The 25,480-nt window shown below is 59.2% G+C and carries 30 protein-coding genes; 15 read left to right on the top strand and 15 right to left on the bottom strand.

Translation table 11 applies throughout. The annotated features are described in order from the left end of the window. Window positions 1–39: 39 nt before the first annotated feature. Entirely contained in the window at window positions 40–1,131 is a 1,092-nt protein-coding gene (locus D4A39_RS09155) for a cellulase-like family protein (RefSeq protein WP_022986053.1), read from the bottom strand. Between the two features lie 149 nt (window positions 1,132–1,280). Here D4A39_RS09155 and D4A39_RS09150 point away from each other — a divergent pair, with 149 nt between their 5' ends. Next, on the top strand, window positions 1,281–1,634 hold the full coding sequence (locus tag D4A39_RS09150) for a hypothetical protein (protein WP_233552447.1): 354 nt from the start codon (window positions 1,281–1,283) through the stop codon (window positions 1,632–1,634). Between the two features lie 35 nt (window positions 1,635–1,669). Here the strand turns inward: D4A39_RS09150 and D4A39_RS09145 are convergent, their stop codons facing one another. After that, window positions 1,670–2,563: a metal ABC transporter substrate-binding protein gene (locus D4A39_RS09145; RefSeq protein ID WP_233552446.1), complete on the bottom strand. Its 894-nt coding sequence runs from the start codon at window positions 2,561–2,563 to the stop codon at window positions 1,670–1,672. A gap of 123 nt (window positions 2,564–2,686) precedes the next feature. Here D4A39_RS09145 and znuC point away from each other — a divergent pair, with 123 nt between their 5' ends. The 3 genes from znuC to D4A39_RS09130 all read left to right on the top strand — a co-directional run bounded on the left by znuC (window position 2,687) and on the right by D4A39_RS09130 (window position 5,729). Beyond that, window positions 2,687–3,463 (top strand): zinc ABC transporter ATP-binding protein ZnuC, encoded by a 777-nt coding sequence (gene znuC / locus D4A39_RS09140; protein WP_022986050.1) that lies wholly within the window; start codon window positions 2,687–2,689, stop codon window positions 3,461–3,463. Continuing rightward, the gene (gene znuB, locus D4A39_RS09135) at window positions 3,456–4,238 is read left to right on the top strand and encodes a zinc ABC transporter permease subunit ZnuB (protein ID WP_031226729.1); all 783 of its coding nucleotides are present in this window, start codon (window positions 3,456–3,458) and stop codon (window positions 4,236–4,238) included. The genes znuC and znuB overlap by 8 nt, the downstream gene beginning before the upstream one ends. 210 nt (window positions 4,239–4,448) lie before the next feature. Next, the gene (locus tag D4A39_RS09130) at window positions 4,449–5,729 is read left to right on the top strand and encodes an MATE family efflux transporter (protein ID WP_119917937.1); all 1,281 of its coding nucleotides are present in this window, start codon (window positions 4,449–4,451) and stop codon (window positions 5,727–5,729) included. Here D4A39_RS09130 and D4A39_RS09125 read toward each other — a convergent pair. From D4A39_RS09125 to rd, 6 genes are all read right to left on the bottom strand, one after another. Next, window positions 5,726–6,787, bottom strand: coding sequence for a GGDEF domain-containing protein (locus D4A39_RS09125; RefSeq protein WP_119917936.1), 1,062 nt, complete (start codon window positions 6,785–6,787; stop codon window positions 5,726–5,728). The genes D4A39_RS09130 and D4A39_RS09125 overlap by 4 nt on opposite strands. Window positions 6,788–7,005: 218 nt before the next feature. Continuing rightward, window positions 7,006–7,647 (bottom strand): hypothetical protein, encoded by a 642-nt coding sequence (locus D4A39_RS09120; RefSeq protein ID WP_022986046.1) that lies wholly within the window; start codon window positions 7,645–7,647, stop codon window positions 7,006–7,008. 81 nt (window positions 7,648–7,728) lie between these two features. Continuing rightward, window positions 7,729–8,127, bottom strand: coding sequence for a hypothetical protein (locus tag D4A39_RS09115; RefSeq protein ID WP_119917935.1), 399 nt, complete (start codon window positions 8,125–8,127; stop codon window positions 7,729–7,731). A 157-nt stretch (window positions 8,128–8,284) separates the two neighbouring features. Continuing rightward, a complete protein-coding gene (locus tag D4A39_RS09110; protein WP_022986044.1) occupies window positions 8,285–8,662 on the bottom strand; it encodes a hypothetical protein in 378 nt (125 codons plus the stop codon). Window positions 8,663–8,727: 65 nt separating this feature from the next. Further along, window positions 8,728–9,876: an NAD(P)/FAD-dependent oxidoreductase gene (locus D4A39_RS09105; RefSeq protein ID WP_119917934.1), complete on the bottom strand. Its 1,149-nt coding sequence runs from the start codon at window positions 9,874–9,876 to the stop codon at window positions 8,728–8,730. Window positions 9,877–9,984: 108 nt separating this feature from the next. After that, the gene (rd, locus tag D4A39_RS09100) at window positions 9,985–10,149 is read right to left on the bottom strand and encodes a rubredoxin (RefSeq protein WP_119917933.1); all 165 of its coding nucleotides are present in this window, start codon (window positions 10,147–10,149) and stop codon (window positions 9,985–9,987) included. A 230-nt stretch (window positions 10,150–10,379) separates the two neighbouring features. Between rd and D4A39_RS09095 the strand changes: the two genes are divergently transcribed. The 6 genes from D4A39_RS09095 (at window position 10,380) to D4A39_RS09070 (ending at window position 15,306) form a co-directional block, all read left to right on the top strand. Beyond that, the gene (locus D4A39_RS09095; protein WP_119917932.1) at window positions 10,380–10,895 is read left to right on the top strand and encodes a chorismate--pyruvate lyase family protein; all 516 of its coding nucleotides are present in this window, start codon (window positions 10,380–10,382) and stop codon (window positions 10,893–10,895) included. Between the two features lie 189 nt (window positions 10,896–11,084). Further along, window positions 11,085–11,957, top strand: coding sequence for a 4-hydroxybenzoate octaprenyltransferase (gene ubiA, locus D4A39_RS09090; protein WP_119917931.1), 873 nt, complete (start codon window positions 11,085–11,087; stop codon window positions 11,955–11,957). A gap of 266 nt (window positions 11,958–12,223) precedes the next feature. Beyond that, a complete protein-coding gene (phoB, locus tag D4A39_RS09085) occupies window positions 12,224–12,928 on the top strand; it encodes a phosphate regulon transcriptional regulator PhoB (protein WP_022986040.1) in 705 nt (234 codons plus the stop codon). Between the two features lie 71 nt (window positions 12,929–12,999). Continuing rightward, window positions 13,000–14,310 (top strand): phosphate regulon sensor histidine kinase PhoR, encoded by a 1,311-nt coding sequence (gene phoR / locus D4A39_RS09080; RefSeq protein ID WP_022986039.1) that lies wholly within the window; start codon window positions 13,000–13,002, stop codon window positions 14,308–14,310. Window positions 14,311–14,364: 54 nt separating this feature from the next. After that, a complete protein-coding gene (locus D4A39_RS09075; protein WP_022986038.1) occupies window positions 14,365–14,949 on the top strand; it encodes an LOG family protein in 585 nt (194 codons plus the stop codon). Between the two features lie 180 nt (window positions 14,950–15,129). Next, the gene (locus D4A39_RS09070; RefSeq protein ID WP_022986037.1) at window positions 15,130–15,306 is read left to right on the top strand and encodes a DUF1328 domain-containing protein; all 177 of its coding nucleotides are present in this window, start codon (window positions 15,130–15,132) and stop codon (window positions 15,304–15,306) included. Window positions 15,307–15,310: 4 nt separating this feature from the next. Here the strand turns inward: D4A39_RS09070 and D4A39_RS09065 are convergent, their stop codons facing one another. The 4 genes from D4A39_RS09065 to D4A39_RS09050 all read right to left on the bottom strand — a co-directional run bounded on the left by D4A39_RS09065 (window position 15,311) and on the right by D4A39_RS09050 (window position 18,652). Further along, the gene (locus tag D4A39_RS09065; RefSeq protein WP_119917930.1) at window positions 15,311–15,856 is read right to left on the bottom strand and encodes an NADPH-dependent FMN reductase; all 546 of its coding nucleotides are present in this window, start codon (window positions 15,854–15,856) and stop codon (window positions 15,311–15,313) included. A gap of 194 nt (window positions 15,857–16,050) precedes the next feature. After that, window positions 16,051–16,911 (bottom strand): pirin family protein, encoded by an 861-nt coding sequence (locus D4A39_RS09060; RefSeq protein ID WP_119917929.1) that lies wholly within the window; start codon window positions 16,909–16,911, stop codon window positions 16,051–16,053. Window positions 16,912–17,008: 97 nt separating this feature from the next. Further along, entirely contained in the window at window positions 17,009–18,010 is a 1,002-nt protein-coding gene (locus D4A39_RS09055; protein ID WP_119917928.1) for a glutathione S-transferase family protein, read from the bottom strand. Between the two features lie 51 nt (window positions 18,011–18,061). Then, entirely contained in the window at window positions 18,062–18,652 is a 591-nt protein-coding gene (locus D4A39_RS09050) for an FMN-dependent NADH-azoreductase (RefSeq protein WP_022986033.1), read from the bottom strand. 122 nt (window positions 18,653–18,774) lie between these two features. Here D4A39_RS09050 and D4A39_RS09045 point away from each other — a divergent pair, with 122 nt between their 5' ends. The 3 genes from D4A39_RS09045 to dsbG are packed head-to-tail and all read left to right on the top strand — an operon-like array spanning window position 18,775 to window position 20,830. Continuing rightward, complete coding sequence (locus D4A39_RS09045) at window positions 18,775–19,677, top strand: LysR family transcriptional regulator (protein ID WP_022986032.1); 903 nt, start codon at window positions 18,775–18,777, stop codon at window positions 19,675–19,677. Window positions 19,678–19,724: 47 nt separating this feature from the next. After that, on the top strand, window positions 19,725–20,243 hold the full coding sequence (locus D4A39_RS09040; RefSeq protein WP_119917927.1) for a DUF4136 domain-containing protein: 519 nt from the start codon (window positions 19,725–19,727) through the stop codon (window positions 20,241–20,243). Beyond that, on the top strand, window positions 20,243–20,830 hold the full coding sequence (gene dsbG, locus D4A39_RS09035) for a thiol:disulfide interchange protein DsbG (RefSeq protein ID WP_022986030.1): 588 nt from the start codon (window positions 20,243–20,245) through the stop codon (window positions 20,828–20,830). The genes D4A39_RS09040 and dsbG overlap by 1 nt, the downstream gene beginning before the upstream one ends. Here the strand turns inward: dsbG and D4A39_RS09030 are convergent. The 3 genes from D4A39_RS09030 to gstA all read right to left on the bottom strand — a co-directional run bounded on the left by D4A39_RS09030 (window position 20,806) and on the right by gstA (window position 23,721). Then, window positions 20,806–21,792: a YheT family hydrolase gene (locus D4A39_RS09030; RefSeq protein WP_119917926.1), complete on the bottom strand. Its 987-nt coding sequence runs from the start codon at window positions 21,790–21,792 to the stop codon at window positions 20,806–20,808. The genes dsbG and D4A39_RS09030 overlap by 25 nt on opposite strands. 256 nt (window positions 21,793–22,048) lie before the next feature. Continuing rightward, on the bottom strand, window positions 22,049–23,113 hold the full coding sequence (locus D4A39_RS09025; RefSeq protein ID WP_119917925.1) for an NAD(P)H-dependent flavin oxidoreductase: 1,065 nt from the start codon (window positions 23,111–23,113) through the stop codon (window positions 22,049–22,051). Between the two features lie 11 nt (window positions 23,114–23,124). After that, complete coding sequence (gstA, locus tag D4A39_RS09020) at window positions 23,125–23,721, bottom strand: glutathione transferase GstA (protein WP_119917924.1); 597 nt, start codon at window positions 23,719–23,721, stop codon at window positions 23,125–23,127. Between the two features lie 103 nt (window positions 23,722–23,824). Between gstA and D4A39_RS09015 the strand changes: the two genes are divergently transcribed. Beyond that, a complete protein-coding gene (locus D4A39_RS09015) occupies window positions 23,825–24,745 on the top strand; it encodes a LysR family transcriptional regulator (RefSeq protein ID WP_119917923.1) in 921 nt (306 codons plus the stop codon). 18 nt (window positions 24,746–24,763) lie between these two features. Further along, the gene (locus D4A39_RS09010; protein ID WP_119917922.1) at window positions 24,764–25,480 is read left to right on the top strand and encodes a 16S rRNA (uracil(1498)-N(3))-methyltransferase; all 717 of its coding nucleotides are present in this window, start codon (window positions 24,764–24,766) and stop codon (window positions 25,478–25,480) included.

Here is a 25,480-nt window from a genome sequence, read left to right as displayed (position 1 = left end):
ACAATCCATCCCTGCCGCAGGCTCTACTGCCGGGTCCGGTCAGCGCGCTCCCGCCAGGATCATGTGGTTCAGGTGGGCCAGGTAGTCCTGCTCCTGCCACAACCAATCATAATGCGGAGAGGCCAGCGAGGTTGGGGTCATGGCGTCGACGCCCTGAGTCAGGGCATTCACGACCATCATTTCATGCAGATCCGCCCAGCCTGTCGGCATACTGCGCAGCCCTCTCGGCTGGCGCACAAAACCATTGCCCAAAACCGGGCTCAGCCGCCGCAAGCGGGTAAACGCCATACGGCGCTGCAACTGCTCTTCCAGGCGCCGCTGCCAGTGGGTGCCCGCCGCATCCAGCAATACCTGTTTGACCGGACTTGCCAGGCGGCCAAGCAAGCCGGACATGGGCATGGCCTCGCCAGTGGCAAGCCGATACCGGGGATCCTCATCGAGCCACAGGCTGAAATCGAGAAAATCCAGCTCACTGGTGTCCAGCTGGCGCAGCTGTTCACTGAGCGCGGAGGTAGTGCTGAGCCCTACCGGCACCGAGGGGAACAGCGCATGCAACGCCCGTGGCACCTCCAGCAGATAGGCCTCCAGCCGTTCGGCGGCGGTGGGCGACCAGCGAGACGGCAAGCCACGCTCCGGCGAACGACCGAAGACCCTCCGGGTCACTCCATGGGCCGCCGGCAGCGACGGAAACTGATAGCAAAAATCCACCCCCGCGACGTCATCCAGGTAACCCCATTCCTGAATCAGCGAGAGCGTATCGCTCCACACGGCCACATAATCAGCCGGCCGCCGAACAAAGGAGCGGCGGGCACGGCTGTCATTGATGAAGTGACTGCTGAACCACAGCTTCATGCCCCGTTCATGGGTGGATTGCATCAACTGCTGCAAGGCATGTCGGATTTTGACTTCTACCGGTTGGCCGTGACTGGGGATTAACTCACAGCGATCCAGATGGATACCATTTTCCGGCGAAGCAATCAGGTGAGGGCAAGGATCCACACGCAGGGCATTGAACCCACGCAATTGGGTGTCGTCGAGCACACGCTCCAACGAGGCAAAGGCACCGTCGCGCAAGTCGCGGTGCAACAGCCAGGATAGATCCCAGCATGCCATTGCCAACGGTTGAACCATGTGTATCCCTCATAGAAAGCGAACCAGCATACCGGTTTCCGAATCCGCCTCAATGGCTATGGTTCCTGTTATCGGTGAAATGACCCACCTTGACATCCCTCTCAGGGAAAACATTCCCCTTTTGGAGGGCGGCAGCTATGATTCGAGACATGAAAAAACTGATAACAAGCTTACTGCTGGCACCGGGCCTGAGCCTGGCCGCAGAACAATTGCCGGATACGGCGCCGCCTGATGAGCAGGCCCCGCAAACCCGTGAGTCCGGCCCCGCCACTCCGCTCAATGGCGATGAGCTGGAGTCGCTCTACCTGCAATCTCCGGTCGAGCTGGATACCAGCGACGAGAGCCAGGGACTTAACGCCATGAGTAACGAGGCTCGCTTTCTGGAAAATGAGCAGCAGGAAATGCGCCAGCGTCAGGCAGAAACGGTCCGCCCTGTGGCGCCTCCACCCAGTGAGACGCCGCCTCCACCGCCACCCACACTGATCCCGATTCGGGATTTATAGTCCGGTTAGCGGCGACGCGATGCTGAGCCTCCCCTTCAGCCTCGCGCTTGCAGGCAACGCGCAAAACCCTCCCCCAGGGTGTTGAGCCAGGGGAGATAGTGTAACGACGGCTGATCGCGCCCCAGAGGATCCAGCGCCACGGCCTGGCACTCCGGGCAGAGCCTTTCCAGCATGTTGACTCGCGCTTCCGGCTCTACAATCATGCAATGCAGTTCACGGTCACGAATCTCTTCGGCCAGCGCCACAAAGCGGCGGCTTCCAGGGCCGGCATCCAATTGAACACTCACCTGCACCGGCTCAGCCAGCCCCATTGTCTCACTGAAATACCCCCACGGATGGTGATAGCTCAACCAGTCGGTGTTCCCATGAGGCGCCAGTTGCTGGCGGAGTGTTACACGGGTGGCATCAGCCTGTTGCAGCCACACCTCTGGCTGCCCCTGCAGTAACCCCCCGGGCATGGCGTTGGCCACCGCCTGCGCCAGCAACTGCATGTTCTTGATCGACAACCACAGATGAGGATCCAGGCTGGCATTGTGATGCGCATCGCTATGGTCAGGGTGATCATGCTCATGACCGTGCTCGTGATGGGCATGCTCTCCCTCGCGACGCTCCACTGTTGGCTGCTCCAGTAGCGCCACTGACGGCCGGTTACGTCGCGCCACCAGTGGCGCCAGCGGCGCCTCCACTCCAGCGCCCAGCCACACCAGCAAATCCGCGTCGCGCACTTGCATCACCTGACGCGGCGACAGCGCCAGCTGATGCGGGTTCTGGTTGGCCTGCAACAGCGTGACTACCTCCACCTCCGGGCCATACAGGCTGCGCAGCAGCTTGGCCAGCGGCTCCACACTGGCCACGATGGTCTGGCTCCAGGCCGGACCGGCAAACAGCAGCAGAACAATCAACCCCAAACAGCGCATAGCGTCATTCACTCTCAGACCTTTGTTGTCAGCCCCCTGCCTGAGTGCCGCCAACACCGTTGTTTACCGCCCGCTTCGTGCAGGCGAAAGGGCAGCAGTATATCATTGCGCCTTTGTTCTTCGGGCGGGTTTCTCATGTCGGAACCACTGGTCAAGGTTGAGTCGGTCTCGGTCACCCTGGGTGGCACCTCGGTGCTGTCGGAGGTGAGCCTGGATCTTGCGCCCGGCCGTATCACCACACTGATTGGTCCCAATGGGGCAGGCAAGAGCACTCTGGCACGGCTGGTACTGGGTTTGGTGACCCCGGATCAGGGTACGGTGGTGCGCCGGCGCGGCCTGCGGGTCGGCTACATGCCCCAGCACCTCAATATCGACGACAGCCTGCCACTCACCGTGGACCGCTTCCTGTGGCTGGGCGCCAGCGGCCCCACCGCCGCCCGCCGTGCCGCCCTGGAACGGGCCGGGGTCGCGCATTTGCGGCGTCGTGCGGTGCAAAAGCTGTCCGGCGGCGAAATGCAGCGGGTATTACTGGCCCGGGCCCTGCTGCGCAAACCCGACCTGCTGGTCCTGGACGAACCGGCTCAGGGCGTGGATGTGGCCGGCCAGAATGCCCTCTATGGATTGCTCAAGGATGTCCGAGACGAACTGGGCTGCGCCATCCTGCTGATTTCCCACGATCTGCACCTGGTGATGGCCGCCACCGACGAGGTGATCTGCCTGCAACGCCATGTGTGCTGTTCCGGCAGCCCGGAAACCGTTAGCCGGGACCCGGCCTACCACGAACTGTTTGGCCCCACTGCCGGCACGCCGAACCTGGCGCTCTACACCCACGATCATGACCACGATCATGATCTGGATGGCAATGCCCACCACCATCACCACGACCATGAAGGCCCCTGCAACCATGATTGAACTGCTGCTCCCTCCTTTGCTGGCAGGGCTGGCCGTGGCGCTGGTCTCGGGCCCCATGGGCGCATTTGTGGTGTGGCGTCGCATGGCCTTTTTCGGTGACACCCTGGCCCACGGAGCCTTGCTGGGCGCCGCCCTCGGACTGGCACTGGATATCAGCCTGTATGTGGGGGTAGTGGCCATGTGCCTTGGCCTTGCCGCCGCACTGACCGCGCTGCAACACCAGCGCCAACTGGCCAGCGATACCCTGCTCGGGATTGTGGCCCATACCACCCTGGCACTGGGGGTGATTGCCATCAGCCTGCAAACCGGTATCCAGGTAGACCTGTTCGCCTACCTGTTCGGTGATCTGCTGGCCGTGGGCTGGCAAGAGGTGGTCGGGCTGTGGGCTGGTGCATTGGTGATTCTTGCCATGATGGTGTGGCAATGGCGTGCCCTGTTGAGCATCACTGTCAACGAAGAGCTGGCACAGGTCGAAGGGGTGGCGGTGCAACGCACCCGCCTGTTGCTGATGCTGCTGCTGGCGCTACTGATTGCCGGCGCCATTCGTACCGTCGGGGTGCTGTTGATTACTTCGCTGCTGGTCATCCCCGCTGCCAGCGCCCGGCGTTTGACGCACACCCCTGCCCAGATGGCGATCGTCGCCAGCGTCCTCGGCACCCTGTCTGTGCTCGCCGGGCTGACGGTGAGCTGGTTTGCCAATACGCCCGTGGGGCCGTCGATCGTGGTCGCCGCCAGCGGCTTGTTTATGCTGACGCTGTTGCGCAAAACCTCGTAGGAGCGTCACTGGCGGCGCGATTCCAGACCAGGATCAAAAACGTTTCCACCACAGAGATCACGGAGACCACTGAGGAAAGCCATTGTTTTGACTCAGTGAACGCTATGTCCTCTGTGGTAAATCTGCCTTTAACAACGCAGGCGATCGCGCCGCCACCAAGCGCAACGAATAACCGACGCTCCTGCGGCGGGGCATTTTGCCGGAGCATGAATGAGTCTGTCGCTTAACGAACGCATCTGGATGCTGGCCTGGCCATTGCTGCTGTCGAACCTGACCGCGCCGCTGCTCGGGCTGGTCGACACGGCGGTGGTCGGCCATCTGGCACACCCTCGCTATCTGGCCGCGGTGGCGCTGGGCGGCAATTTCTTCATGTTCCTGTACTTCTCGTTCAATTTCCTGCGCATGGGGACCACCGGTTTTGCGTCCCAGGCCCGTGGCGGGGGCCGGGACACCCGCGTGGTGCTGTTACGCGGGCTGGCACTGTCCTGCGCACTGGGGCTCGCCCTGATTGCGCTGAGCCCCCTGCTACGCGAGGCCGGCCTGTGGCTGTTGGGCGGCAGTGACGAGGCGCAAGGCCTGGCGAGGGATTACATTGATATCCGTATTCTGGGTGCCCCTGCCGCACTGGCCAATTTCGCCCTGATCGGCTTTGCCATCGGCACCCATAACACGCGGGTACCACTGAAAATGACCGTGCTGATGCACAGCACCAATGCCCTGCTGGATGTGCTGCTGGTACAGGTGTGGCACTGGGATGTGCGCGGGGTTGCCACAGCCAGTGCCATCGCCGAGTACGTGGGCCTGATTGGCGGGCTGTTCTGGCTGCGTCATGCATTGCGTTCGCCATCGCAGCCCGAACCGGTATGGCGGCTCAGTGCGCTGCTGGCGTTGATGAGTGTGAACCGCGATATCTTCATTCGCAGCCTGGCGCTGCTGACCGCCTTCTTTTTCTTTACCGCGCAAGGCGCCCGATTGGGGGATACGGTACTGGCCGCCAACGCCGTCCTGATCACCTTTCTGCTGATCCTCAGCAACCTGCTGGACGGCTTCGCCAATGCCGCCGAGGCGCTGGTGGGGGAAGCACAGGGCAAAGGAGATCACGCCGGATTTCGTGAGGCCGTGAGCGCCACCGGACGCTGGACCATCGGCTGCGCGGCCCTGGGCTTGGCGGGCTTTGCGTTGGGCGGCGCCCCTCTGATTGGGTTGCTGACCGACCTGCCCGCGATCCGTGATACGGCCACGGCATATCTGCCGTGGGTGTTGCTGTTGCCACTGACCGCCAGCGCCGGCTTCTGGCTGGACGGCATCTTCGTCGGTGCTACCTGGGGCGCCGCCATGCGCAATACCATGCTGGTCTCGGTGGCCCTCTTTTTCGCCATCTGGGCGCTGACCCAGCCCTGGGAAAACCATGGCCTGTGGCTCACCATGAACGCCTTCATGGCCGCCAGGGGGATGTGTATGGGCTGGGTGCTGTGGCGTAACCGCCGCTAGCCGGCGGCTACATCCTTGCTGGCAGATTTGTTCAGGTACATACGCCGGTCGGCAGACTTGAGCAGGGCATCGGCATCTTCGAAATGATCGGGCCCGGTCTGCACCACTCCCATGCTGATACTCACTTCCGGCAACCGCTCCGCCAGCAACCGCCGAATCCTCTGGCAATAGGCGGCCTCCGCCTGCTCCTCGGTGCTGTTGGCCAGCAGCACACAGAACTCATCACCACCATAACGCACACAGGTGTCCTCGCCCCGCGCCGTTTCCAGCAAGACCTTGCCCAGCTCCGTCAGCACGCGGTCCCCATAAGCGTGGCCGCGGCGATCGTTAAGCCCCTTGAAGTCATCGACATCCACAAATATCAACGAAACCGGCTCGCTGCGCCGCTGCGCCGCCTTGACGGTCCGCTGCAGGGCTTCATTCAGATAACGGCGTGTTGTCAGCCCGGTCAGTGCATCCGTGCGCAACTGGCCATTGCGCATGGCAACCGTTTCCTCCAGGGCCCTGGCATATTCTTCCGTGCGGTTTTTCACTGCCTCGATTTCAGAGACCAGACTGAGGATATAGGTTTCAAACACCAGGGTGACGTCAAAGTAGATCAGCTTGTCCAGTGCCAGCAGTGCTCGCTGCAGCTCCAAACCGGACTCCATGGTGTCGTTAAGGTTTTGCACCAGCAACCGGTGCAGCAGATACACCGCCGACAGATAGAATTTGGGCTCTACCCCAATACGCTTGTGGACCAGCCCGATTCGCAGACGGTTATTCGTGTATTCCAGGTCATAGGCGCCGGAAAACAGATCCATGATATAACGGCGCTGGGCGGTCTCCAGGCGCTCAAGCGTGTCGGAATCCCCGATCAGTGAAGCAATATCCGGATTACTGGTCTGAATGCCATAAAAGGTTTCTACGATGTCATCCAGACGACGTTCGATGTGATCCCGACAGCGCAGCAGCGCGGCGACATCCTGGTCATCAAACTCCAGCAGCCGCTTTCGCGCCCCGATTTCCATTTCGGTAATACGCATCTGTTCCAGCAGGGTTTTCATATTGGAATGCATGCACGCTCCCTCGCCCCAAGCAGGTCATCCTGACCCCATGCAAATATGACGGTTATGCCACCATAGTACCCCGTTGTCCGAACATGACCATAGGACCAGGGGGAAAGTTGTGCGTAAGGGACAGACCTGAGGATGAACAGAGTTCAGGAAAGAGGCGCATCCGCCGTGGGAAAGAACAGGAAAGCCGGGCTGGCAAGGCAGCCAGCCCCGGCGGGAAGTCAGCGTTTCAGGGCACCATCCTTGTCCAGCTGGCCCACCACGCTTTTGGCGTAACCCTCAGCACCACTCTTCAGGTTATAGGGGTTCATGCTGCGGGACTGGGCCTGCCACACCGGTTTCTCCGTGGCTGCACTGTAAACCTGAGTTTGCAGATAATAGTCGGTGGCGTTCTGGTAGTAGCCTGGCTGGTAGATCGCGCTGTAGCTATAACCCACATAAGGACCATAGCCCAGATACATCGGTGCAGAGGTCATGGGCATGTAATCCACGGTAGGCGGAATGTACTCATCGCGCTCTTCCACCTTTAGCAGGCTCACGACCATGACACCATCTGCTCCGCTTTCCTTGACCGCGGCTTCGATCTGTTCACGGAAGTCATCTGCGTGTTGCCGCTCGCCTGCGAGACTGGCGGTAGACAGGGTCGAATCTATCGAACGTTTTTTGAGGCTTTTGGCAACTTGCTGCTCAACGACAGCGGACGTCACCGCCGTTTCCGCCAGTACCACAATAAACAGGTGATCAAACGCCGGGCGTGGCTCGCCGGTCTTGGTTTGCCAGGTGGAGTGAGTTTCGGTGGTAGTGGCACAGGCAGCCAGCATGACTGCGGCAGCCAGAACGAACAGGCGTGTAACCATCTGCATGGGGAATCCTTCGTTATGCAAGGGAATGAATCCACACAGAGTAATGCGGCAAGCGCGGTTCGCCAAGCATCTTGCCGAGTATCAGGGCGTCAGCAACCGCTGCGCTGACTTCCCGCAGAATTGCTGCCGGCTTTCGCCACCACGCTGCCGCACCGAGGCCATGCACTTGCTATAACTGCCATGGGACACCACGTTCAGGACATCATTCTCGATAGTCACCGAAAAAACATTGTCCCGAGGGCGCATGCCACTGCGATCCCAATCGGAGAATCGCTGGACGCCACTGGCACAGGCATAGCTGGTGGTGTAGGTAAAACCACGGGCAGCACGGGTGATGTGGGTATAGACCTGCCAACCCCCCCGTCGCCCGTACATAATCTCCCGCTCGCACCCTTTGATCGTATCAATGGCGTCATCCTGGAAAAAAACCACCTCGTTGTAGGTAGTACCATCCAGGTCGAACTTGGCTACCAGATACACAGGGGCATCCGAAGCAGCAAAGGCCCGAACGCAAGACAAGAGAAAAACGACAGCCACGAAACAGGGAAAGGGTCTCATTAATCCGCCAAATGCAATTTTTTGTTATTCAATCCTAGCGGAGAAAACGCAGGCAATACAGGCCCGCCATCAGGCAAGGTTATTTTTTTCCACCCGGCATGATGAATTTCATCAACGTCATGAACCACATCAACTGGCCGGGATCGCCTTCGATCTTGATATCACCGGACTGCATCCCTTCCATGAAGGCCATCTGGTTCTTGCCGGCCTTTTGCAGGGTGTCGAAGGCATAGCCCGCATCTTTGAAATTCAGGGTGACGGTCGGTGCCGGATGAATCCCTCCTTTGGCTGCGACCTTGCCCGGAGTGAATTGGAACCAGCGCGCCGGCTTACCGTTAAAGGTCCGCCATTGCATGATGACGTTGCGGTTTTCCAGCTGCTTTCGGAAACCTTCGTTACGCCACGCCAACCAGCGCAAACGCCACCCCAGAACCAGCAACACCAATGCAAATTTCATGGACCTTCCTTTATCAATGAACAGCGCAACAGCCGGGCTCATGGTGACATGAGCCCGCTGCAAGCTTACGGCATCACCGCCGGCAGTTCCTTGTTGAGCTTCATTTTTTCCTTCACCGCATCACCGGTGAGGGCATAGCCCAGCAAATTGCCGTCCTTGCCGCGGAACAGGGCCTGAACCGTGTTGCCATCGGCTTCCACTTCCCAATCGCCTTCACTGCCTGCCGGAGCCGGACACACCACCACCGGGCAAGCCGGGGTCTTGATGGTGACAGGCATTACGCCGTAGCTGACATCGGTGGGCTCACCGGCCAGCGTTTTGGCCAGCGCCCGGGCAGACGCCATCAGCGGCAACACGTAGGGCAGCACATGGCCTTCTACTTCGGCACAGTCGCCCAGGGCAAAAATATCCTCGGCGCTGGTGCGCAGGCCCTTGTCGGTGAGGATGCCACGATTGGTGCTCAGGCCGGCTTCCTTGGCCATGTCGATGCGCGGGCGCAAGCCGATGGCAGACAGCACCACATCCGATTCCAGCTTGCTGCCGTCAGACAGCTCGGTCACCAGCTTGCCGCTGTCTCCGTGGTGCACCGCCTTGGCCAGCGGGCCGAAGTGGAACTGCACACCCAGTTCCTGCAGGCCGCGACCAACCGCTTCAGAAGCAGCTTCCGGCAGCAGCAAAGGCAGACAGCGTCCCATGGGCTCAACCAGCTGTACCTGGAACCCACCGTTAGACAGATCGTTGGCAAATTCACAGCCGATCAAACCACCACCGAGAATGGTGATTGTCTTCTTGCCCTCAATGGCTGCACGGAATTTGGCGTAGTCCATCAGATCGTTGACGGAAAACACCTCGCCAACCGCGTCACCTTCCAGGGGCGGAGTCCAGGTATCGGCACCCAGCGCCAGCACCAGCTTGCTGTAATCCAGGTGGTCATCCGGCAGCAGTACACGCTTTTTTTGCGGATCGATTCCGGCCACATGAACACCGGTACGCACATCCACATTGAACTGCTCGGACACCTTTTCCGGTGTCGCCATGCACAGGTCATCGGCGGTCTTTTCCTTGGTAAAACCGGCGGACAGCATGGGCTTGGAATAGTTACGGCCGTCGTCTGCGGTGAGCATGACGATGGGCGTTTCCTTATCCAGCTTGCGGAATTCCTTGACGGTATTGAAGCCGGCGAGGCCGGTGCCGATGATGACGATGGGCTGCATGAATGATCCTTTCACTGTTCAATGGACGGGCGGGATGCGCGGGCGCTCAGAATGCGCTGATGCCAGAAGAGATCGGACGGCCCCTGCCGGGGCCAGACCTCGGTGGAATCAGATTTCCACCATCTCGAAGTCTTCCTTGCCCACACCACAGTCCGGGCAAACCCAGTCTTCCGGCACATCTTCCCAGGCGGTACCCGGGGCAATACCTTCGTCCGGCAGACCTTCGGCTTCGTCATAAATGAAACCGCACACTACACATTCCCACTTCTTCATGGTGAACCTCATCGGATTGAAGTAAGCACTCGCTTACTCTGCTACATACAGGGTGTATCTCGGGGGTCGTTAACCTATCGGGGCGGCGCCGAAAAATCAATGACAGTGACCACTGTCATATTCGGTCTATTATGCCGATCCGCACCCCGCAATCCCCGGGTTTTGCGGCCGCCCTTGCTCTCTGTACAACCATGGGCCATAGTCCGCCGGCCTGAAGCCCGGAAGATCCCATGCTGCCTGCCGCCCTGCATCCTGACAGCCTTTGGCGCCCGCTGGAACAGCTGGTGCTACCCCCGATAATCCGCGACTGGATGGCGGACCCGGACTCGCTCACTCGCCGGCTGTCCCGCTACGGTGCCTTCCGCGTTGTCCCGGGTTTCCATGCCCACGCCGTCCCTAAAGCCGATGAACGGCAACTGCTGGCACTCCCCGCCCGTCAGGTAGCACTGATTCGCGAAGTCACTCTTATGCTGGATGACACCCCGGTGGTTGCCGCCCGCAGCGTATTGCCGGTTGGCAGCCTGACCGGGGCAAACCGCTCTCTCGGCCACATGGGCAGCCGCTCACTGGGACTGGAGCTGTACAAACGCCCCCTCTGCCAGCGCGACCAGGTATGGGCAAGGCGGGGCTCACCCGATCAGGACCTGCCGCTGTGCTGGGGCCGCCAATCCCGCTTCATCAAGCGTGGTGCACCGCTACTGGTAGCGGAGTATTTCCTGCCGGCGTTGTGGGAGAAGGTGGGGTAGCGCGTTGCCGAACAGCCCCGTACTCGTCTGCCATTAGACTCTCTGGGCCTGTTTCCTCTGCGTCGCGCGGCGCAAACGATACTCGTCTGGCGCCACAACCCGCTCGCGCGTTTCCACTTTGAACTTTCAACTTGCAACTCAACCCCACCCGTCCGGACAATACCTCCACGCCTGACAACCGGATGTCCCATGTTTACCTTTGTTGAAAACCGCTATCCCGCCCTGTGGCCCTACCTTCAGCTGATGCGCCTGGACCGGCCCATCGGCACCCTGCTGCTGCTGTGGCCGACCCTTTGGGCGGTGTGGATTGCAGGGACAGGCACCCCGAGCCTGACCACCATCGTGATCTTCTTTCTGGGGGTGGTGATCATGCGCGCGGCAGGCTGCGTGATTAACGATTTTGCCGACCGGGATTTCGACGGCGATGTGGAGCGCACCCAGGGCCGGCCGCTGGCCACTGGCGCCATCAGCAGCAAAAAGGCGCTGGCGCTGTTCGCCGGGCTGGGGCTGCTAGCCTTCGTACTGGTGCTGTTCCTCAACGAATTGACCTTCTGGCTGTCCTTCGGTGGCCTTGGGCTGGCGGTGCTGTACCCCTTCACCAAGCGCTTCACCTTTATGCCGCAGCTGTTTCTGGGGGCCGCCTTCAGCTGGGCCATCCCCATGGCTTTTGCCGCAGAAACCGGCGAGGTCCCGGAAATCGCCTGGCTGCTGTACGTGGCCAATGTGGTGTGGACGGTCGCCTATGACACCCAGTACGCCATGTGTGACCGTGAAGACGACCTGAAACTGGGCATAAAGAGCACCGCTATCCTGTTTGGCGACGCCGATCGGTTAATGATCGGTGTCCTTCAGGGGCTAACCCTGCTGGGGCTGATCATGGTCGGCCACCGCCTTGGGTTCAGCTGGCCCTGGTATGCAGGCCTGGCAGGGATGACCATGACCTTCCTCTACCAGCACAGCCTGATCCGCTATCGCGAACGCTGGCCCAGTTTTCATGCCTTCCTGAACAATCACTGGAGCGGGGCGTGTGTGTTTGCGGGGTTGTATTTCCAGTACTTTTGAGTTGAAAGTTTAACGCTCAAAGTGGAAAAGGCGGGAGGCAGGTTTTGCCGTTCCGGCTCTCTGTACCCGCGCCATTACCTGCGAGCGCGGGCACGGCTATGCAAAACCTGCTGGCTTGGGCCGCGTTTCAATTTTGAACTTTCAACTCATCACTCCCTCTCCCGCTTGCAATTCCCCCGCATCCGGCTCAACTTGTCATACGCATGTCATAAAAGAGCAATCTAATAGGGCACCAACAAAAGACTGACAGGCGAAGGAAGGAAGCCATGTCCCGTAACCGAATTTTGATTGTTGATGACGAGCCGGCTATCCGTGAGATGGTCGCTGTCGCCTTGGAACTGGCGGACTTTGATGTACTGGAAGCTGAAAATGCCCAGCGCGGCCACGAGATCATCGTCGACGAACGGCCAGACCTGGTACTGCTGGACTGGATGCTGCCCTCCGTGACCGGCATTGAGCTGGCCCGTCGCCTTAAGCGTGATGAGACCACCAATGAAGTGCCGATCATCATGCTTACCGCCAAAAGCGAAGAAGATAACAAGATCCAGGGCCTGGATGTGGGTGCTGACGACTACATCACCAAACCGTTTTCCACCCGCGAACTGATTTCCCGGATCAAGGCGGTACTGCGCCGCTCTTCCAGCGCTGCCGCCGAAAAAGCTATCGAAGTGGAAGGGCTATGCCTGGACCCGGTCAGCCACCGTATCAGCGCTAACGACGAGCCGGTGGATATGGGGCCAACCGAATATCGCCTGCTGGAATTCTTCATGAGCCATCAGGAGCGAGCCTACTCCCGCACCCAGTTGCTGGATCAGGTGTGGGGCGCCAATGTGTACGTGGAAGACCGCACCATCGACGTCCACATCCGCCGTTTGCGCAAGGCTCTCGCACCCTACGGCTTTGACCGTTTTATCCAGACGGTACGAGGTACGGGCTATCGCTTTTCGATCAAGGCCGCCAAGGCGAGCTGAAGCCAATAATGTGTTAGGGTTCATGACCTCGGTATAACTCCAGTCTGACCCCACAAGGGCAACACACGATCATGAAAGCCAGCCTGGCCAAAGAAGTTAATCGAATCGCCGGCCTGATCGCCCTGGCCGCCTTGACCGCTCTCGCAGTCGGTCACATCTGGCCATTGCTGGTAGGCCTGGTGGGCTACATTTTCTGGAGCACCCGGCAGCTGTTCTCCCTCTACAGCTGGCTGGTCCGTGATGATCATACCGAACCGCCAGACAGCATCGGTCTGTGGGGCGAGTTCTATACCCGGCTTGAACACTTGTTTCAGAAAGAACGGCGTGCGCAGGAAAACCTGCAAAGCATCATCCACCGCGCCCAGCAATCCGTAAACGCTCTGGAAGAGGTGGTCATCCTGATTGACCAGCACGGCTATCTGGAATACTGGAACGCCGCCGCAGAGCGCTATATGGGCTTCAACCCCAGCCAAGACCTGGGGCAACCGCTCACCAACCTGGTGCGCCACCCCGGATTTACCGAATACCTTCATCGCGCCGATTTTCGCGAACCCCTGGAAATTCCCTCTCCGGTGAATGACAACCGCATCCTGCAATTCAGGGTGACGGAGTTCGGCGTTGGCGAGCAACTGCTGATGGCCCGTGATGTCACCCGGATTCATCACCTCGAACAAATGCGCAAAGACTTTGTAGCCAATGTCAGCCACGAGTTGAAAACCCCTTTAACAGTACTCAAAGGCTACCTTGAAACGCTGCTGGATACCGTGCCTGAAGAACAGCCTCGTCTGCGGCGTGCACTGACTCAAATGGAAAGCCAGTCTGACCGCATGGAAGCGCTGGTCACGGATCTGTTGTTGCTCTCGCGACTGGAAAATACCGATGCGGATAACGATCGCCAGGCCGTCGCTGTACACGGCATGCTCAACCGCATGCGCGAAAACGCCCAAGCTCTGAGCGCGGACAAACATCATCAGATTGAAATGGATGTCCCAACCGAGGCGCGTCTGGTCGCCAACCCCGCCGAACTGGAAAGCGCCTTTGGAAACCTGATTACCAATGCAGTGAAGTACACCCCTTCCGGTGGCCTGATTCGCATCCAGTGGTGGCAGGACGAAAAGGGCGCGCATCTGGCCGTTACCGATAATGGTCTGGGAATTGACCCTGCCCATATTCCACGGCTCACAGAACGCTTTTATCGCCCCGATAATAGCCGGGTCACCCAAACGGGTGGCACGGGTCTGGGGCTCGCCATTGTCAAACACGTGATGATTCGTCATAACGGCAAACTGGACATCAAGAGCGAGCTGGGCAAGGGCAGCACCTTTACCTGCCACTTCCCACCAGAGCGACTGGTTAATCGCCCCACTGCAGTTGCAGGGTAAGACGCTCCACCTGCAACCGATTTGCGACAAACCCAAACACCATTAGGGATGATGATGAAAAAAGTCTGCGTTTACTGTGCTTCCAGCGACGGAAACGATCCTGCTTTTGGCATCGCGGCTGAAAACCTGGCCGCAGCATTGGTAAGCCGAAATCTTGGGCTGGTGTATGGCGGCGCCAGCGTGGGGATCATGGGAACTCTGGCCAACGCGGTCATGGACAGGGGGGGAGAGGTAATAGGAATTATCCCCCAGGCACTGCTGCGCCGTGAGATTGGCAATCACCACCTGACCGAGTTGCAGATCGTCGACTCCATGCACGAGCGCAAGGCAGCCATGGCGGATCAGGCCGATGCGTTCATCGCACTCCCCGGTGGCATGGGCACCCTGGAAGAGCTGTTTGAGATTTTGACTTGGGCACAGCTAGGCTTTCATCACAAGCCAATTGGTCTGCTGAACGTCAACGGTTACTACGACCACCTGGCGGCCTTCCTTGGTCACAGCGTCGACAAGGGTCTGCTCAAGCCAGAGCACCGGAACTTGCTGCAGGTCAGCGCCAGTGCGGACGACCTTCTGGGACGCTTCGCAGACTGGAAATCGCCACCGTTGGAGACCTGGCTGGAAACAAGCCACCCATTGTAACGCACGCCACCCAGTCAATAAGACGCGTGCTTTCTGCAAACACCACGATAATGTTTCTAATTCTGGCGGCCGGAAAACGCGAGCACAGTATAAAAAATCGTTAAAGCATTAACCTCTGCACGGAAGCTAAAACGCAGCAACGTCATTCTTGAGACTCATTCTATTAGCGAGGACATTCTCATGCTTGGATGGGCTCTGACTTTTTTTATTGTTGCCATTATCGCTGGCGTACTCGGCTTTGGAGGCATTGCCTCTGGCGCCGCCTCTATCGCGAAAATTATCTTTTTCCTTTTCCTGATACTGCTGGTGATCAGCCTGGTCGCCAACGCCTTGCGGGGTCGAGGTCCCAAAGTCTGACGGTTCACGAAAAATGGGCTGACCATGCCTGCAACGCCACCAACTGATCGGCGATCAGGGATTGTGTCTTGTCGTCGGTCAGGTTGCCCTGCTCGTCACATTTTTCGTGTGCGCTGGAGACAAAGACTTCGGGCTTGTTAAGCAGGTAGGCATCCAACCCCACCAGTATCTGCCGCAAATGGTATTGGCTTCGGCTGCTGCCCATTCCGCCCATGGATGCACCCATGATAGCGGTGGGTTTACCCGCGAAGACTTTGCCCGGCACCCGGGACAGCCAGTCCAGCGTATTCTTCAACACGCCGGGAACGGAGTAATTATATTCCGGTGTGGCAATCAGCAGGGCATCGGCCTTCTGCAGTTTTTCTGCCAGCGCCAACACTTCGGCAGGGCGTTCCTTGTCATTATCGATATCGCCGTTGTACAGGGGGATGCTAGAGATATCGGCGATCTCGATATCCATGCCTTTCGGGGCACAATCAACGGCAGCACGCACCAGGCCTTGATTGAAAGATTGCTGTCTGAGACTGCCTGCAATGGCGATAACTTTCATGGCTGACATTCCTTTGAACGCGAGAAAGTGAGTGGGTTGATGCTCTTTGACAAACCTTGAGGAGTCAACCCGATTTCCGTGAAGATTCAGCATGGGATGCCCATCGTTTATCCCGTGCCTTAACGGTAATCCAATAGCACAATCCCGGTGGCTCGGCACGAGCCTCGCCAACGGGAAAGCCTTTCCTTTGATGGCTAGAGTTGTGACGGTTCAGCAGTCAGGGTGCCATTGCGATAATCACTCAGGGCCTGATTGATTTCTTCCTGGGTGTTCATCACAAAGGGGCCGTACTGGGCAATGGGTTCTCCCAGGGGGCGACCTGCCAGCAGCAGCAGCCTTGCGCCCTCACGGCCCGCCTCGACCGTGAGATGATCACCGTCAGTGAGGGTCGCCAGGTGATCCTGCTGTACCGTTTCCCCTGCCACGGTTATCAGGCCTTCAAACACATAGACAAAGCTGTTGTAGCCCTGGGTGACCGGTACAGTCAGCGCTTCTCCCGGACGCAGTTTCACATCCAGATACAACGGATCGGTGCTACCGCCTTTCATCGGCGCGGTCAGCAATTCACCCGCCACCGTGACTTCACCGGCAATTGCCTTGATCTGTCCGCCGCTGGCCAGGTCCAGACGTGGCATCTCTGTATCTGCTACATCCCGGTAGCCTGCCGCGGTCATTTTTTCTGCAGCAGGCAGATTGATCCACAGCTGAAAGCCACGCAACAGACCGTCTTTTTGTTGGGGCATTTCTTCATGAATGATGCCCCGGCCTGCCGTCATCCATTGCACCCCCCCCTGCGTCAGATCTCCTTCGTTACCCAGGTGATCCCGGTGACGCATATGTCCTTCCACCAGGTACGTTACCGTTTCAAAACCACGGTGGGGGTGCGGAGGGAAACCGGCAATATAGTCATCCGGATTCTCCGAAGAAAAGGCATCCAGCATCAGAAACGGATCCAGACGCACCATGGGGTTATAACCCAGCGCCCGTTTCAGGCGAACCCCTGCGCCATCGGATGTATCCAGTGCGCGAATCGTGTTGAGAAGGGTGCGTTCCATGGGAACCTCCTGTGGAAAGAAGCTGCGAGCTACGAGCTATCAGCTTCGAGTTAACATCAAAATCTTTTCCTCATAGCTGATCGCTCACGGCTCACCGCTAGTCGCTGATCTTTCTCTCCCCCAATCGCTCACGGTCATGGGGAGTTTGCCAATCCAGTTGCGGGCCGATGGAGATGATCCCGTGAGGGTTCACCGTCGGATGGCTGCAGAAGTAGTGATGGCGGATGTGCGCCAGGTTCACGGTTTCTGCCACGCCGGGCAGCTGGTAAATATCTTTTAAAAAACCCTGCAAATTCGGGTAATCGCTAATGCGTTTTCGGTCACACTTGAAGTGGGTGACGTATACCGGATCGAATCTCACCAGAGTAGTCCACAAACGAATGTCGGCTTCTGTGAGGGTGTTACCCACCAGATAGCGCTGCTCGCTTAACCTTTGTTCCAGCTCATCAAGCCTGTCGAACAGCGTCGTGACAGCTTCGTCATAGGCGTCCTGACTGGTGGCAAAACCACTCTTGTACACGCCATTATTCACATCGTGATACACGCGCTCGTTAATGGCATCGATGTCGGCCTGGAGTGCATCCGGATAGTAATTCCCCGGCGTGGCACCCAATGCATCAAAGCTGCTGTTGAGCATGCGAATAATGTCTGCCGACTCATTGCTGACAATCGTTTCGCGTTGCGTATCCCACAACACGGGCACTGTGACACGACCGCTGTAGCGATCATCGGCTTTCAGGTAAAGCTCATACAGTTTGCTGAAGCCGTGCAACGCATCGCCAGTCGCGCCGGCAAAGTCATCGCGCAGCTCCCAACCGTTTCCCAGCATGTGGGGATGGACCACCGAGACACCGATGTGGTCCGGCAGCCCTTTCAGTGCACGCACGATCAGGGTGCGATGCGCCCAGGGACAGGCATAGGACACATACAGGTGGTAACGCCCACTTTCCGCCGGGAAACCCTTGTCTCCACTGGGGCCCGCACTGCCGTCCGCCGTCACCCAGTGACGGAACTGACTCTCAGAGCGCTTGAAGCGGCCACCGGTGCTTTTGGTGTCGTACCATTTGTCTTGCCACTGTCCATCCACTAACAGTCCCATGATGCCTCCTGATCGTTGCCCATGACGTTTTCGGTGTAGAAACCTCGAGCCTTATCCTGCAATCACGGACTTCGCTTCCTGCATCGCTTTTTCTTTGGCCTCATCACCCATGTTCAGGCCTTCCGCATACACCAGTTCTACAGACGTGATGCCAACAAAACCGAAGAACAATTTGATGTAGGGCGTCACGGTATCGTTATCGGTTCCTGCATAGAGCCCCCCCCGGGCCGCCAGCACCGTTACCGGCTTGTCATCCAGCAAACCCTGAGGGCCATTCTCGGTATAGCGGAAGGTAATGCCGGCACGGGCCACATGATCAATCCAGCTTTTCAGCTGGCTGGGAATGCCAAAGTTGTACATCGGCAAGCCAAGCACGACATGATCCGCGGCTTTCAATTCTTCAATCAGCGTCAGGGAAAAATCGTCCACCTGTTGCTGCTCGGCCGTACGTTCTTCGGCCGGGGTGAAAAAGGCACCGACACGCTCTCCATCCAAGTGTGGAATCGGCTGTGCAGACAGGTCACGCACCACCACGGTCGCTCCCGGATTGGCTGCCTTGAGCTGCTCCACCTTGGTATTGACCAACGCAGAGGAATTGCCGTTATCACCGAATACACTGCTTTTAATAACCAGAATGTTCATGTCTGCCACTCCTTGTGAAATTTGGGTACGACCCGGTGTCGAATCGTTATGGGACTATTGTGATTTCAGCTGATCCGATATAAAACGGGACAAATTCGCACGTTTAGCTCAGGATTTTTGATATGTCAGCCAAAATCACGCTGGATCAATGGCAAGCCTTGCTGGCCGTGGTCGACGAGGGCGGCTACGCCAACGCCGCCGAGGCCCTGGACAAGAGCCAGTCGGCCATCAGTTATGCCGTGCAGAAGATCGAAACCGAGCTGGGCGTGCGCGCGTTCAGCCTGGAAGGCCGCAAGGCCAAGCTCACAGAAACCGGACAAATGCTCTATCGCCAGGCCAAAGTGCTGGTGGAAGAGGCGGAGCGTATCGAGAGCACGGCTATCCAGCTGAGCCAGGGCTGGGAACCGCTGGTGCGGGTCGCCGCCGATGCCCTGTTCCCGCAGCACTGCATGCTTACCGCATTGGACGCCTTTGCCCAACAGAGCCCTCTGACACGCGTCGAATACAGCGAAACCGTGCTGTCCGGATCTGATGAGGCCCTGCTACGCAAGGAAGCCGATGTGGTGGTGAACGCCCGCATCCCCCCCGGCTTTGTGGGCGAACCACTGATGCGGGTGCGCTTTCTGGCCGTGGCGTCAGCTGACCATCCGCTCAATCAGGTCGACAGCCTCACCCACGAGGACCTGCGCCAGCATCGCCAGATCGTAATTCGCGACTCCGGCAGCCGCCGCATTGATGCCGGCTGGCTGGGCGCCGAACAGCGCTGGACGGTATCCCATACCTCCACCCGGATTGCCGCTATTCGCCGGGGACTGGGCTTTGCCTGGATACCGGAAGCCGAAATTGGCGATGGTCTGGAAACCGGTGCGCTCAAGGTTCTGCCGCTCAAAGAAGGGGTCGAGCGCTTTGTGGACTTACACCTGATCTACGCAGAGGGTCAGTATGCCGGCCAGGCCGCACGCTATCTTGGGGAACAGATTCATGCCGCCGTGGCCAAACCTTGTCCAGGCGTCACCGTTTTATGACGTCATCGCCACTATACTGAATATTCTTTCGCCTGAAGGAGAAAGCCATGCGCTTTATCGCCCCCACCCTGGGCCTGCTGGTCAGCCTGCTGCTGACAGCCTGCGTCAGCCCGGTGGTCATCGACCGCCAGAGTGACACCAATCTGGCCCATCTTCAGACTTACCGCTTCGTCAGCCAGGACGAGGACAGACCCCGTGAACTGGATGACCAGCGTGCCCGCAGTGCTTTGGCGCTGGCACTGGCTGACAAGGGGCTACACCCCGATGAAAACCAACCGGACGTGGAAGTAAAACACTTCTTCAAGCGTCAGCAACGCTTCGATGGCTCCACCCTTCAGTTCGGCTTTGGCTTCACCCGCAACAATGTCGGCCTGGGTGCCAGCACTCCAACCGAAGGTGAAATCACCGAGGAATACAAACTGGTCGTGCAGCTGATCGACCCCCAGAGCAACAATGTCCTCTGGCAAGCCACCAGCCGGGATCAGCTTTATGACGAGATGAGCAGTGCACGCCGTGAAGCGCATATTCAGCGCGCAGTACAGGACATGTTCAAGAGGTTCCCGTAATGCCGTTGCGTGCGTGGTTGGCCAGCCTGTTGATGCTGGCCACGTTGGGCGCCCATGCCAGCCAGGCAAACAGCGAAAGTCGCGAAGGCGCCAGCATGGATTCCTTGCTGGCACGACTGGAGAACAGCAGCTGGGTCGCAGAAGGCCCCGCGAAGCCGCAGCGGGTGGCCTATGTGTTTACCGACATGGCCTGCCCCTATTGCGCTCAGTTGTGGGAAAACATGCAGCCACTGGTGACCGATCCCGCCAACACGCTACAGGTGCGACACATCATTGTCGGCATGATCAACCCCAAGCGCAGCTTCAGCCAGGGTGGGGCCGTGCTCGCCGCCGACAACCCGGCCGCCGCCCTGGCCCTGCATGAATCCCGTTTTGAAGCCGGCGGCATTGAACCGCTGCTACCCGTACCGGCAGCGATCCGCAGCCAGATCCACAACAATACGGGCCTGATGATCGGGCTTGGCCTTGGCGGCACGCCCACCCTCGTATTCGAAGATCGACAGGGGCAGTGGCGAGTCGCACCGGGGGTGGTCAAACCCGACGCCCTGCGCGATGAAGTGTTTCAGCTGGAAAAACCGAAGCCCTGAACCCAGGCCAACAAGCGCTGCTCCAGCCAGTAGGGATTCTCCGCGCCGACAAACCCTACATGACCACCGTGATCACTGATTTCTGCCGTCACCGCGGGGCCCAGCTCCTCACGGCGAGGCAGGGTCTCTGGCGTCATGAAAGGGTCGTCCCGATTCTGCATCAACAGGGTAGGGGTGCGTATCCCTTGCAGGCGCGGCCCCGCATTGCACTGGGCGTAGTAATGACTGGCGCCGCGAAAGCCGTAAAGCGGGGCAATAATCTGATCGTCGTACCGCCAGAACGAACGGATGCCCGACATGTTCAGGCGATACAGCCGCTTGGCTTCCGCCGGATTGACCTGATCCAGATGTCGCTTCTGGTTGTCCAGGTAACCCAGCAAGGCCTTGAGCAAATGGCCGCGATACAGTCGTGACAGGCCGCGGTCCAGCCGGTTGGCGCACAGGTCCAGGCGCAACGGGGCGCATACCGTCGCCACCCCTGCCAGGCGACCGGAATCCCGATGGATCAACCAGTTGAGCAGCCGGCTGCCCCCCAGCGACACACCAATAGCGATACGATGCCCGGTGGGATCCTGGTGGAACACATGTTCAATCACGGCGTCCACGTCATCGGTTTCCCCGGCGTGATAGCACAGGGCCGTGTCATTGGGGCCCTTGGCCCCGCGGCTGTTGATTGCCACCGAACGGATACCGGCGCCGGCCAGGGTTTTCTGGATACCGCGCATGTAGTGCGAGTCACTGCAACCGGATAACCCGTGCAGCAGTATCACGGTGAGGTGCCCCGGGCCATGTCGGGGACCGGCCCAGTCCAGCAGCAGAAAATCACCATCGGCCAGATCCAACCGCTCACTGTGACGCGCCACCTCCGGCAACGACCGGCCCAACGGCCCCCACAGGGTTTGCAGGTGCGCATTGCGCAGCCACAGAGGGGGCCGGAACGCAGAACGGACAATCTCGCCCATGTTTTACTCGCTTGATAGCAGCCTGTTTGACCGGCGCTATGGTAGCCTTTTGCTTCTGCCTCTGGCGACTGATACCTGTCCGACAAGGGGCTCTCGTATGGACCTTTCGTGTAGTACAGATTACGCAGCCGCAGGCTATCACTGTTCTGGTCGAGTTCATGATTGATCAGCACAAACTGGCTGGGGCAAAGTGCGAGCCTGGCAACCCGTGTTAAGGCGATTGGGGGCTGCCGCCATCAAAGACGACAGCCTTGCTTTACACCGGCAACCTCGCCAGACAATCCGTGATCATCGTGCGAATCAGGGTTCTGGCCTGGCGATGTTGCAGCAACGGTGACGCTTGGCTGGCCCACAGGGCCAGCAGCTCCGGGTTTTCCTGCTGCTGGGCAATCTGTTTCAGTGGCCGTGTCATCCAGGTTTGCAGTGGGTAGCCAGGGATGTCTTGCCGCCCGGCCATTTCCTCCATGAAGCGATTGCGGATCCCCCGCGCCAGCCGGCCGCTAAAGGCCCGCGTCAGGCCGGTGTGTTGTGCCCGCTCACTGAACAGCATGTCGCGGTGCAAACCAGAGGCATTGGATTCCTCGCAAGCCAGAAATGCGGTACCCACCTGAACGGCATCCGCGCCCAACATCAGGGCGGCGGCCATGCCTCGGCCATCGGCAATACCACCGGCAGCAATCACGGGCAGACTCACCGCGTCACGAATTTGGGGAATCAACGCGAAGCTACCATTAAGCGAATGCTCTGCTTCCTCCAGAAACGACACCCGGTGACCGCCCGCTTCAAAGCCGGTAGCAATAATGGCATCCACACCCGCCTGTTCCAGGGCCCTGGCTTCTGCCACAGTCGTCGCCGTACCCAGGGTGCGGATACCCCGTTGCCGGCAGGCACGCAGAGTCGCCGGTTCGGGAATCCCATAAACAAAGCTGAACACCGCCGGACAGGCTTCCAGAATGGCTTCCACCTGCTCGCCATAGTCCGGCCAGTAATCCGCATTGGGGAGGGTGGGCGGCGCCAGGCCCAGTTCGCGGTAGAACGGTGCCAGCAAGTCACTACCGTGCTGCACATCGGCAGGGGTGGCCGGGTCATAGGGAGGGATCCACAAGTTCAGGGCGAATGGGCGATCAGTTCGCTGCCGGATGGCCGCTGCCGTTTCCAGAATGTTGTCTGCTGTCAGGTGGTGTGCTCCAAATGAACCCAGCCCCCCTGCCGCACTAACGGTTGCGGCCAGGGTCACCGATGACAGCCCACCACCAAAGGGCCCCTGAACCAGTGGTATATCGAGATCCAGCAATTGGGTGATGCGGTTGCCGTTCCACATGTCGTACTCCTTCACAGCAGGCTTTCGGCTTTCATCGCCTGACGGACACTGTCGCGCCGTATCAGGGTTTTCCGGTAAGTCTGCAGGCGCTCGGGCAACGCAATACCGGCAACGTCTGCCCAGCCAGTGACGGTGAACAGGTATGCGTCCGCCAGGGTGAAGGTGTCTCCGGTGAGAAAGTCGTGCTGCGTTAATTGATGCGCGATCCAGTCAAATGTGTTTTCCAGAGTATCGCGGGCCCGTGCCCGGCTGGCGTCCGGATAGCCGGGTTTGAAAAAGGGGGCAAAGTTCTTGTGCAGCTCCGTGGCGATGAGGTTCTGCCATTCGTGCACCCGGAAGCGCTCCAGACTGCCTGCTGCGGGGAGCAGGTCCCGGCGCTGGAAATGATCCGCCAAATACTGGCAGATGGCAGGCCCTTCCGTGAGCCGGGTACCGTCATCCAGTATCAGAAGTGGCACCCGACCGTGGGCGGACAGCGAGAAAAAGTCCTGCTCACCCGCGCGGTGAGTGGTCAGGTCCACCTCGGCGAGGGAAAAATCCGTGTCCAGCTCCCGCAAGACAATATGCACCGCCAGGGAACAGGCGCCGGGGGCGTAGTAGAGTTTCATCGTGGTGATTCCTTGTTAGCAATGAAGGAATCCAAAGCGTATTTCTTGCCCTATAATCAATAAATGGCGCTAATATCACATCAGTTATTACATGGTGTAATGAATGGCTCGTTATTTTGGCAATGTGGAGTTGGGGGGCATCGAGCTCTTTTGCTTGGCCGCAGAACAGGGCAGTTTTACCAGGGCAGCCCAAGCGGCCGGGATTTCCCCGGCGGCGGTGAGCCGGGCCATGGGGCGCCTGGAAGCCCGGCTGGGGGTGCGGTTGTTCGTCCGTACCACCCGGTCCCTGCGGCTCACCGACAGCGGGCAGACCTATCTACAGCATTGCCAGGGGGCGCTGGAAAGCCTGAAGGAAGTAGAGCGGGAACTGAGCGGTGCCCAGCAACAGCCAGCCGGCACGATCCGTCTGAGCGTACCAACAACATACGGTCATGCGCGGATCCTCCCCTTGCTACCGGCCTTTCAGCGGCGCTATCCCCAAGTGCGGTTTGATATCCACGTGGGTAACCGCAACGTGGATTTGATGGCAGAAGGTTATGACCTGGTGGTGCGGGCGCGACCGCCAGCGGATAGTGGCTTGGTGGCGCGCCCTCTGGAACAAGCCGAGCTGGTGGTCGTGGCATCGCCGGAATATCTGGCAACACGAGGGGCACCCCAAAACCTGGGGAATCTGGACGACCATCAGTGCATCCAATTTCTGCTGCCTCGTACAGGTCGCCATGTAGCTTGGCTGTTTATGGAAAATGGTCAGGAAACCGCTATGCTCACCCGCGGCGATTATCAGTGTCAGGAGGATGTCAGTGCCGGCATTCAACTGGCACGTGCCGGGGCCGGCCTGTACCAGACTTACCGGTTTATGGTCGAGGCGCAACTGGCGCAAGGGGAGTTGCACGAGGTGCTGCAGCCCTATGCTGGCTGTGCGCGTCCGTTTTCATTGTTGTACGCCAGAGATCGGTTACTTTCACAACCGGTTCGTTTATTTATCGATTACCTGCTTGACTCTGTACCACAGGTAAACCATTAACTACCGCCAAGAGACGTTATGCGCCGTTTTTTCGATGATCAGGGATTTCAGTCCGGCCTTGCCACGGAGCTGGGCGCCAATGCCAGTCACCATATTGGCAAGGTGCTGCGCATGGCGGTCGGTGATGCCGTGACCCTGTTCAACGGCCAAGGCGGCGAATGGTCGGCGCAGATCACCGCCATCAGCAAAAAAAGCGTGACGGTGGAACCGCAGGTTTTCACCGCCGACAACCGCACCCCGCCCCTGAACGTGACCGTAGCCCTGCCCATGATCAAGGGCGACCGGATGGAATATGCCATCCAGAAGGCCACCGAACTGGGCGCCGCCACGATCGTGGTGCTGGACACGGAACGCTGTGAAGTGCGCCTGAAAGGCGAGCGAGCCGACAAGAAAATCGCTCACTGGCAACAGGTGGCGGTCAGCGCCTGCGAACAATGCGGCCTGAATATTCCCCCGCTCATTGAGGGGACCGTGGAGCTGAAACACTGGCTGAACCGAGACTTGCCGGATCTTCGCCTGATCGCCCACCCGGGTGAACAACCCTTTGATCCCGGGGTGCTGTCCACCACCCAAAACCTGGCACTGCTCACCGGTCCGGAAGGCGGGTTTTCGGACGACGAGCTGAACGCCGCCCAGGCCGCCGGGTTTACCCCCTTCGCCCTGGGTGAGCGGGTATTGCGGGCGGAAACCGCGCCCGTGGCGCTGCTGGCGGCCCTCTGGGCCTGGCGAGGATAA

It is taken from the genome of Alcanivorax profundi, from assembly GCF_003597125.1.
Taxonomy (GTDB): Bacteria; Pseudomonadota; Gammaproteobacteria; order Pseudomonadales; family Alcanivoracaceae; genus Alcanivorax; species Alcanivorax profundi.
This window is presented reverse-complemented; position numbering and strand designations above follow the sequence as displayed.

Excerpts from the sequence above, each read along its gene's own strand:
- D4A39_RS09015 (WP_119917923.1), top strand. The coding sequence starts at position 23,825 with ATGGCTCGTTATTTTGGCAATGTGGAGTTGGGGGGCATCGAGCTCTTT.
- D4A39_RS09065 (WP_119917930.1), bottom strand. The coding sequence starts at position 15,856 with ATGAAAGTTATCGCCATTGCAGGCAGTCTCAGACAGCAATCTTTCAAT.
- rd (WP_119917933.1), bottom strand. The coding sequence starts at position 10,149 with ATGAAGAAGTGGGAATGTGTAGTGTGCGGTTTCATTTATGACGAAGCC.
- D4A39_RS09105 (WP_119917934.1), bottom strand. The coding sequence starts at position 9,876 with ATGCAGCCCATCGTCATCATCGGCACCGGCCTCGCCGGCTTCAATACC.
- gstA (WP_119917924.1), bottom strand. The coding sequence starts at position 23,721 with ATGAAACTCTACTACGCCCCCGGCGCCTGTTCCCTGGCGGTGCATATT.
- D4A39_RS09060 (WP_119917929.1), bottom strand. The coding sequence starts at position 16,911 with ATGGAACGCACCCTTCTCAACACGATTCGCGCACTGGATACATCCGAT.
- phoR (WP_022986039.1), top strand. The coding sequence starts at position 13,000 with ATGAAAGCCAGCCTGGCCAAAGAAGTTAATCGAATCGCCGGCCTGATC.
- D4A39_RS09025 (WP_119917925.1), bottom strand. The coding sequence starts at position 23,113 with ATGTGGAACGGCAACCGCATCACCCAATTGCTGGATCTCGATATACCA.
- D4A39_RS09095 (WP_119917932.1), top strand. The coding sequence starts at position 10,380 with ATGCTGCCTGCCGCCCTGCATCCTGACAGCCTTTGGCGCCCGCTGGAA.
- dsbG (WP_022986030.1), top strand. The coding sequence starts at position 20,243 with ATGCCGTTGCGTGCGTGGTTGGCCAGCCTGTTGATGCTGGCCACGTTG.
- D4A39_RS09050 (WP_022986033.1), bottom strand. The coding sequence starts at position 18,652 with ATGAACATTCTGGTTATTAAAAGCAGTGTATTCGGTGATAACGGCAAT.
- D4A39_RS09125 (WP_119917936.1), bottom strand. The coding sequence starts at position 6,787 with ATGCATTCCAATATGAAAACCCTGCTGGAACAGATGCGTATTACCGAA.
- D4A39_RS09110 (WP_022986044.1), bottom strand. The coding sequence starts at position 8,662 with ATGAAATTTGCATTGGTGTTGCTGGTTCTGGGGTGGCGTTTGCGCTGG.
- D4A39_RS09075 (WP_022986038.1), top strand. The coding sequence starts at position 14,365 with ATGAAAAAAGTCTGCGTTTACTGTGCTTCCAGCGACGGAAACGATCCT.
- D4A39_RS09150 (WP_233552447.1), top strand. The coding sequence starts at position 1,281 with ATGAAAAAACTGATAACAAGCTTACTGCTGGCACCGGGCCTGAGCCTG.
- D4A39_RS09010 (WP_119917922.1), top strand. The coding sequence starts at position 24,764 with ATGCGCCGTTTTTTCGATGATCAGGGATTTCAGTCCGGCCTTGCCACG.
- znuB (WP_031226729.1), top strand. The coding sequence starts at position 3,456 with ATGATTGAACTGCTGCTCCCTCCTTTGCTGGCAGGGCTGGCCGTGGCG.
- ubiA (WP_119917931.1), top strand. The coding sequence starts at position 11,085 with ATGTTTACCTTTGTTGAAAACCGCTATCCCGCCCTGTGGCCCTACCTT.
- znuC (WP_022986050.1), top strand. The coding sequence starts at position 2,687 with ATGTCGGAACCACTGGTCAAGGTTGAGTCGGTCTCGGTCACCCTGGGT.
- D4A39_RS09055 (WP_119917928.1), bottom strand. The coding sequence starts at position 18,010 with ATGGGACTGTTAGTGGATGGACAGTGGCAAGACAAATGGTACGACACC.
- D4A39_RS09120 (WP_022986046.1), bottom strand. The coding sequence starts at position 7,647 with ATGCAGATGGTTACACGCCTGTTCGTTCTGGCTGCCGCAGTCATGCTG.
- phoB (WP_022986040.1), top strand. The coding sequence starts at position 12,224 with ATGTCCCGTAACCGAATTTTGATTGTTGATGACGAGCCGGCTATCCGT.
- D4A39_RS09030 (WP_119917926.1), bottom strand. The coding sequence starts at position 21,792 with ATGGGCGAGATTGTCCGTTCTGCGTTCCGGCCCCCTCTGTGGCTGCGC.
- D4A39_RS09045 (WP_022986032.1), top strand. The coding sequence starts at position 18,775 with ATGTCAGCCAAAATCACGCTGGATCAATGGCAAGCCTTGCTGGCCGTG.
- D4A39_RS09040 (WP_119917927.1), top strand. The coding sequence starts at position 19,725 with ATGCGCTTTATCGCCCCCACCCTGGGCCTGCTGGTCAGCCTGCTGCTG.
- D4A39_RS09130 (WP_119917937.1), top strand. The coding sequence starts at position 4,449 with ATGAGTCTGTCGCTTAACGAACGCATCTGGATGCTGGCCTGGCCATTG.
- D4A39_RS09070 (WP_022986037.1), top strand. The coding sequence starts at position 15,130 with ATGCTTGGATGGGCTCTGACTTTTTTTATTGTTGCCATTATCGCTGGC.
- D4A39_RS09155 (WP_022986053.1), bottom strand. The coding sequence starts at position 1,131 with ATGGTTCAACCGTTGGCAATGGCATGCTGGGATCTATCCTGGCTGTTG.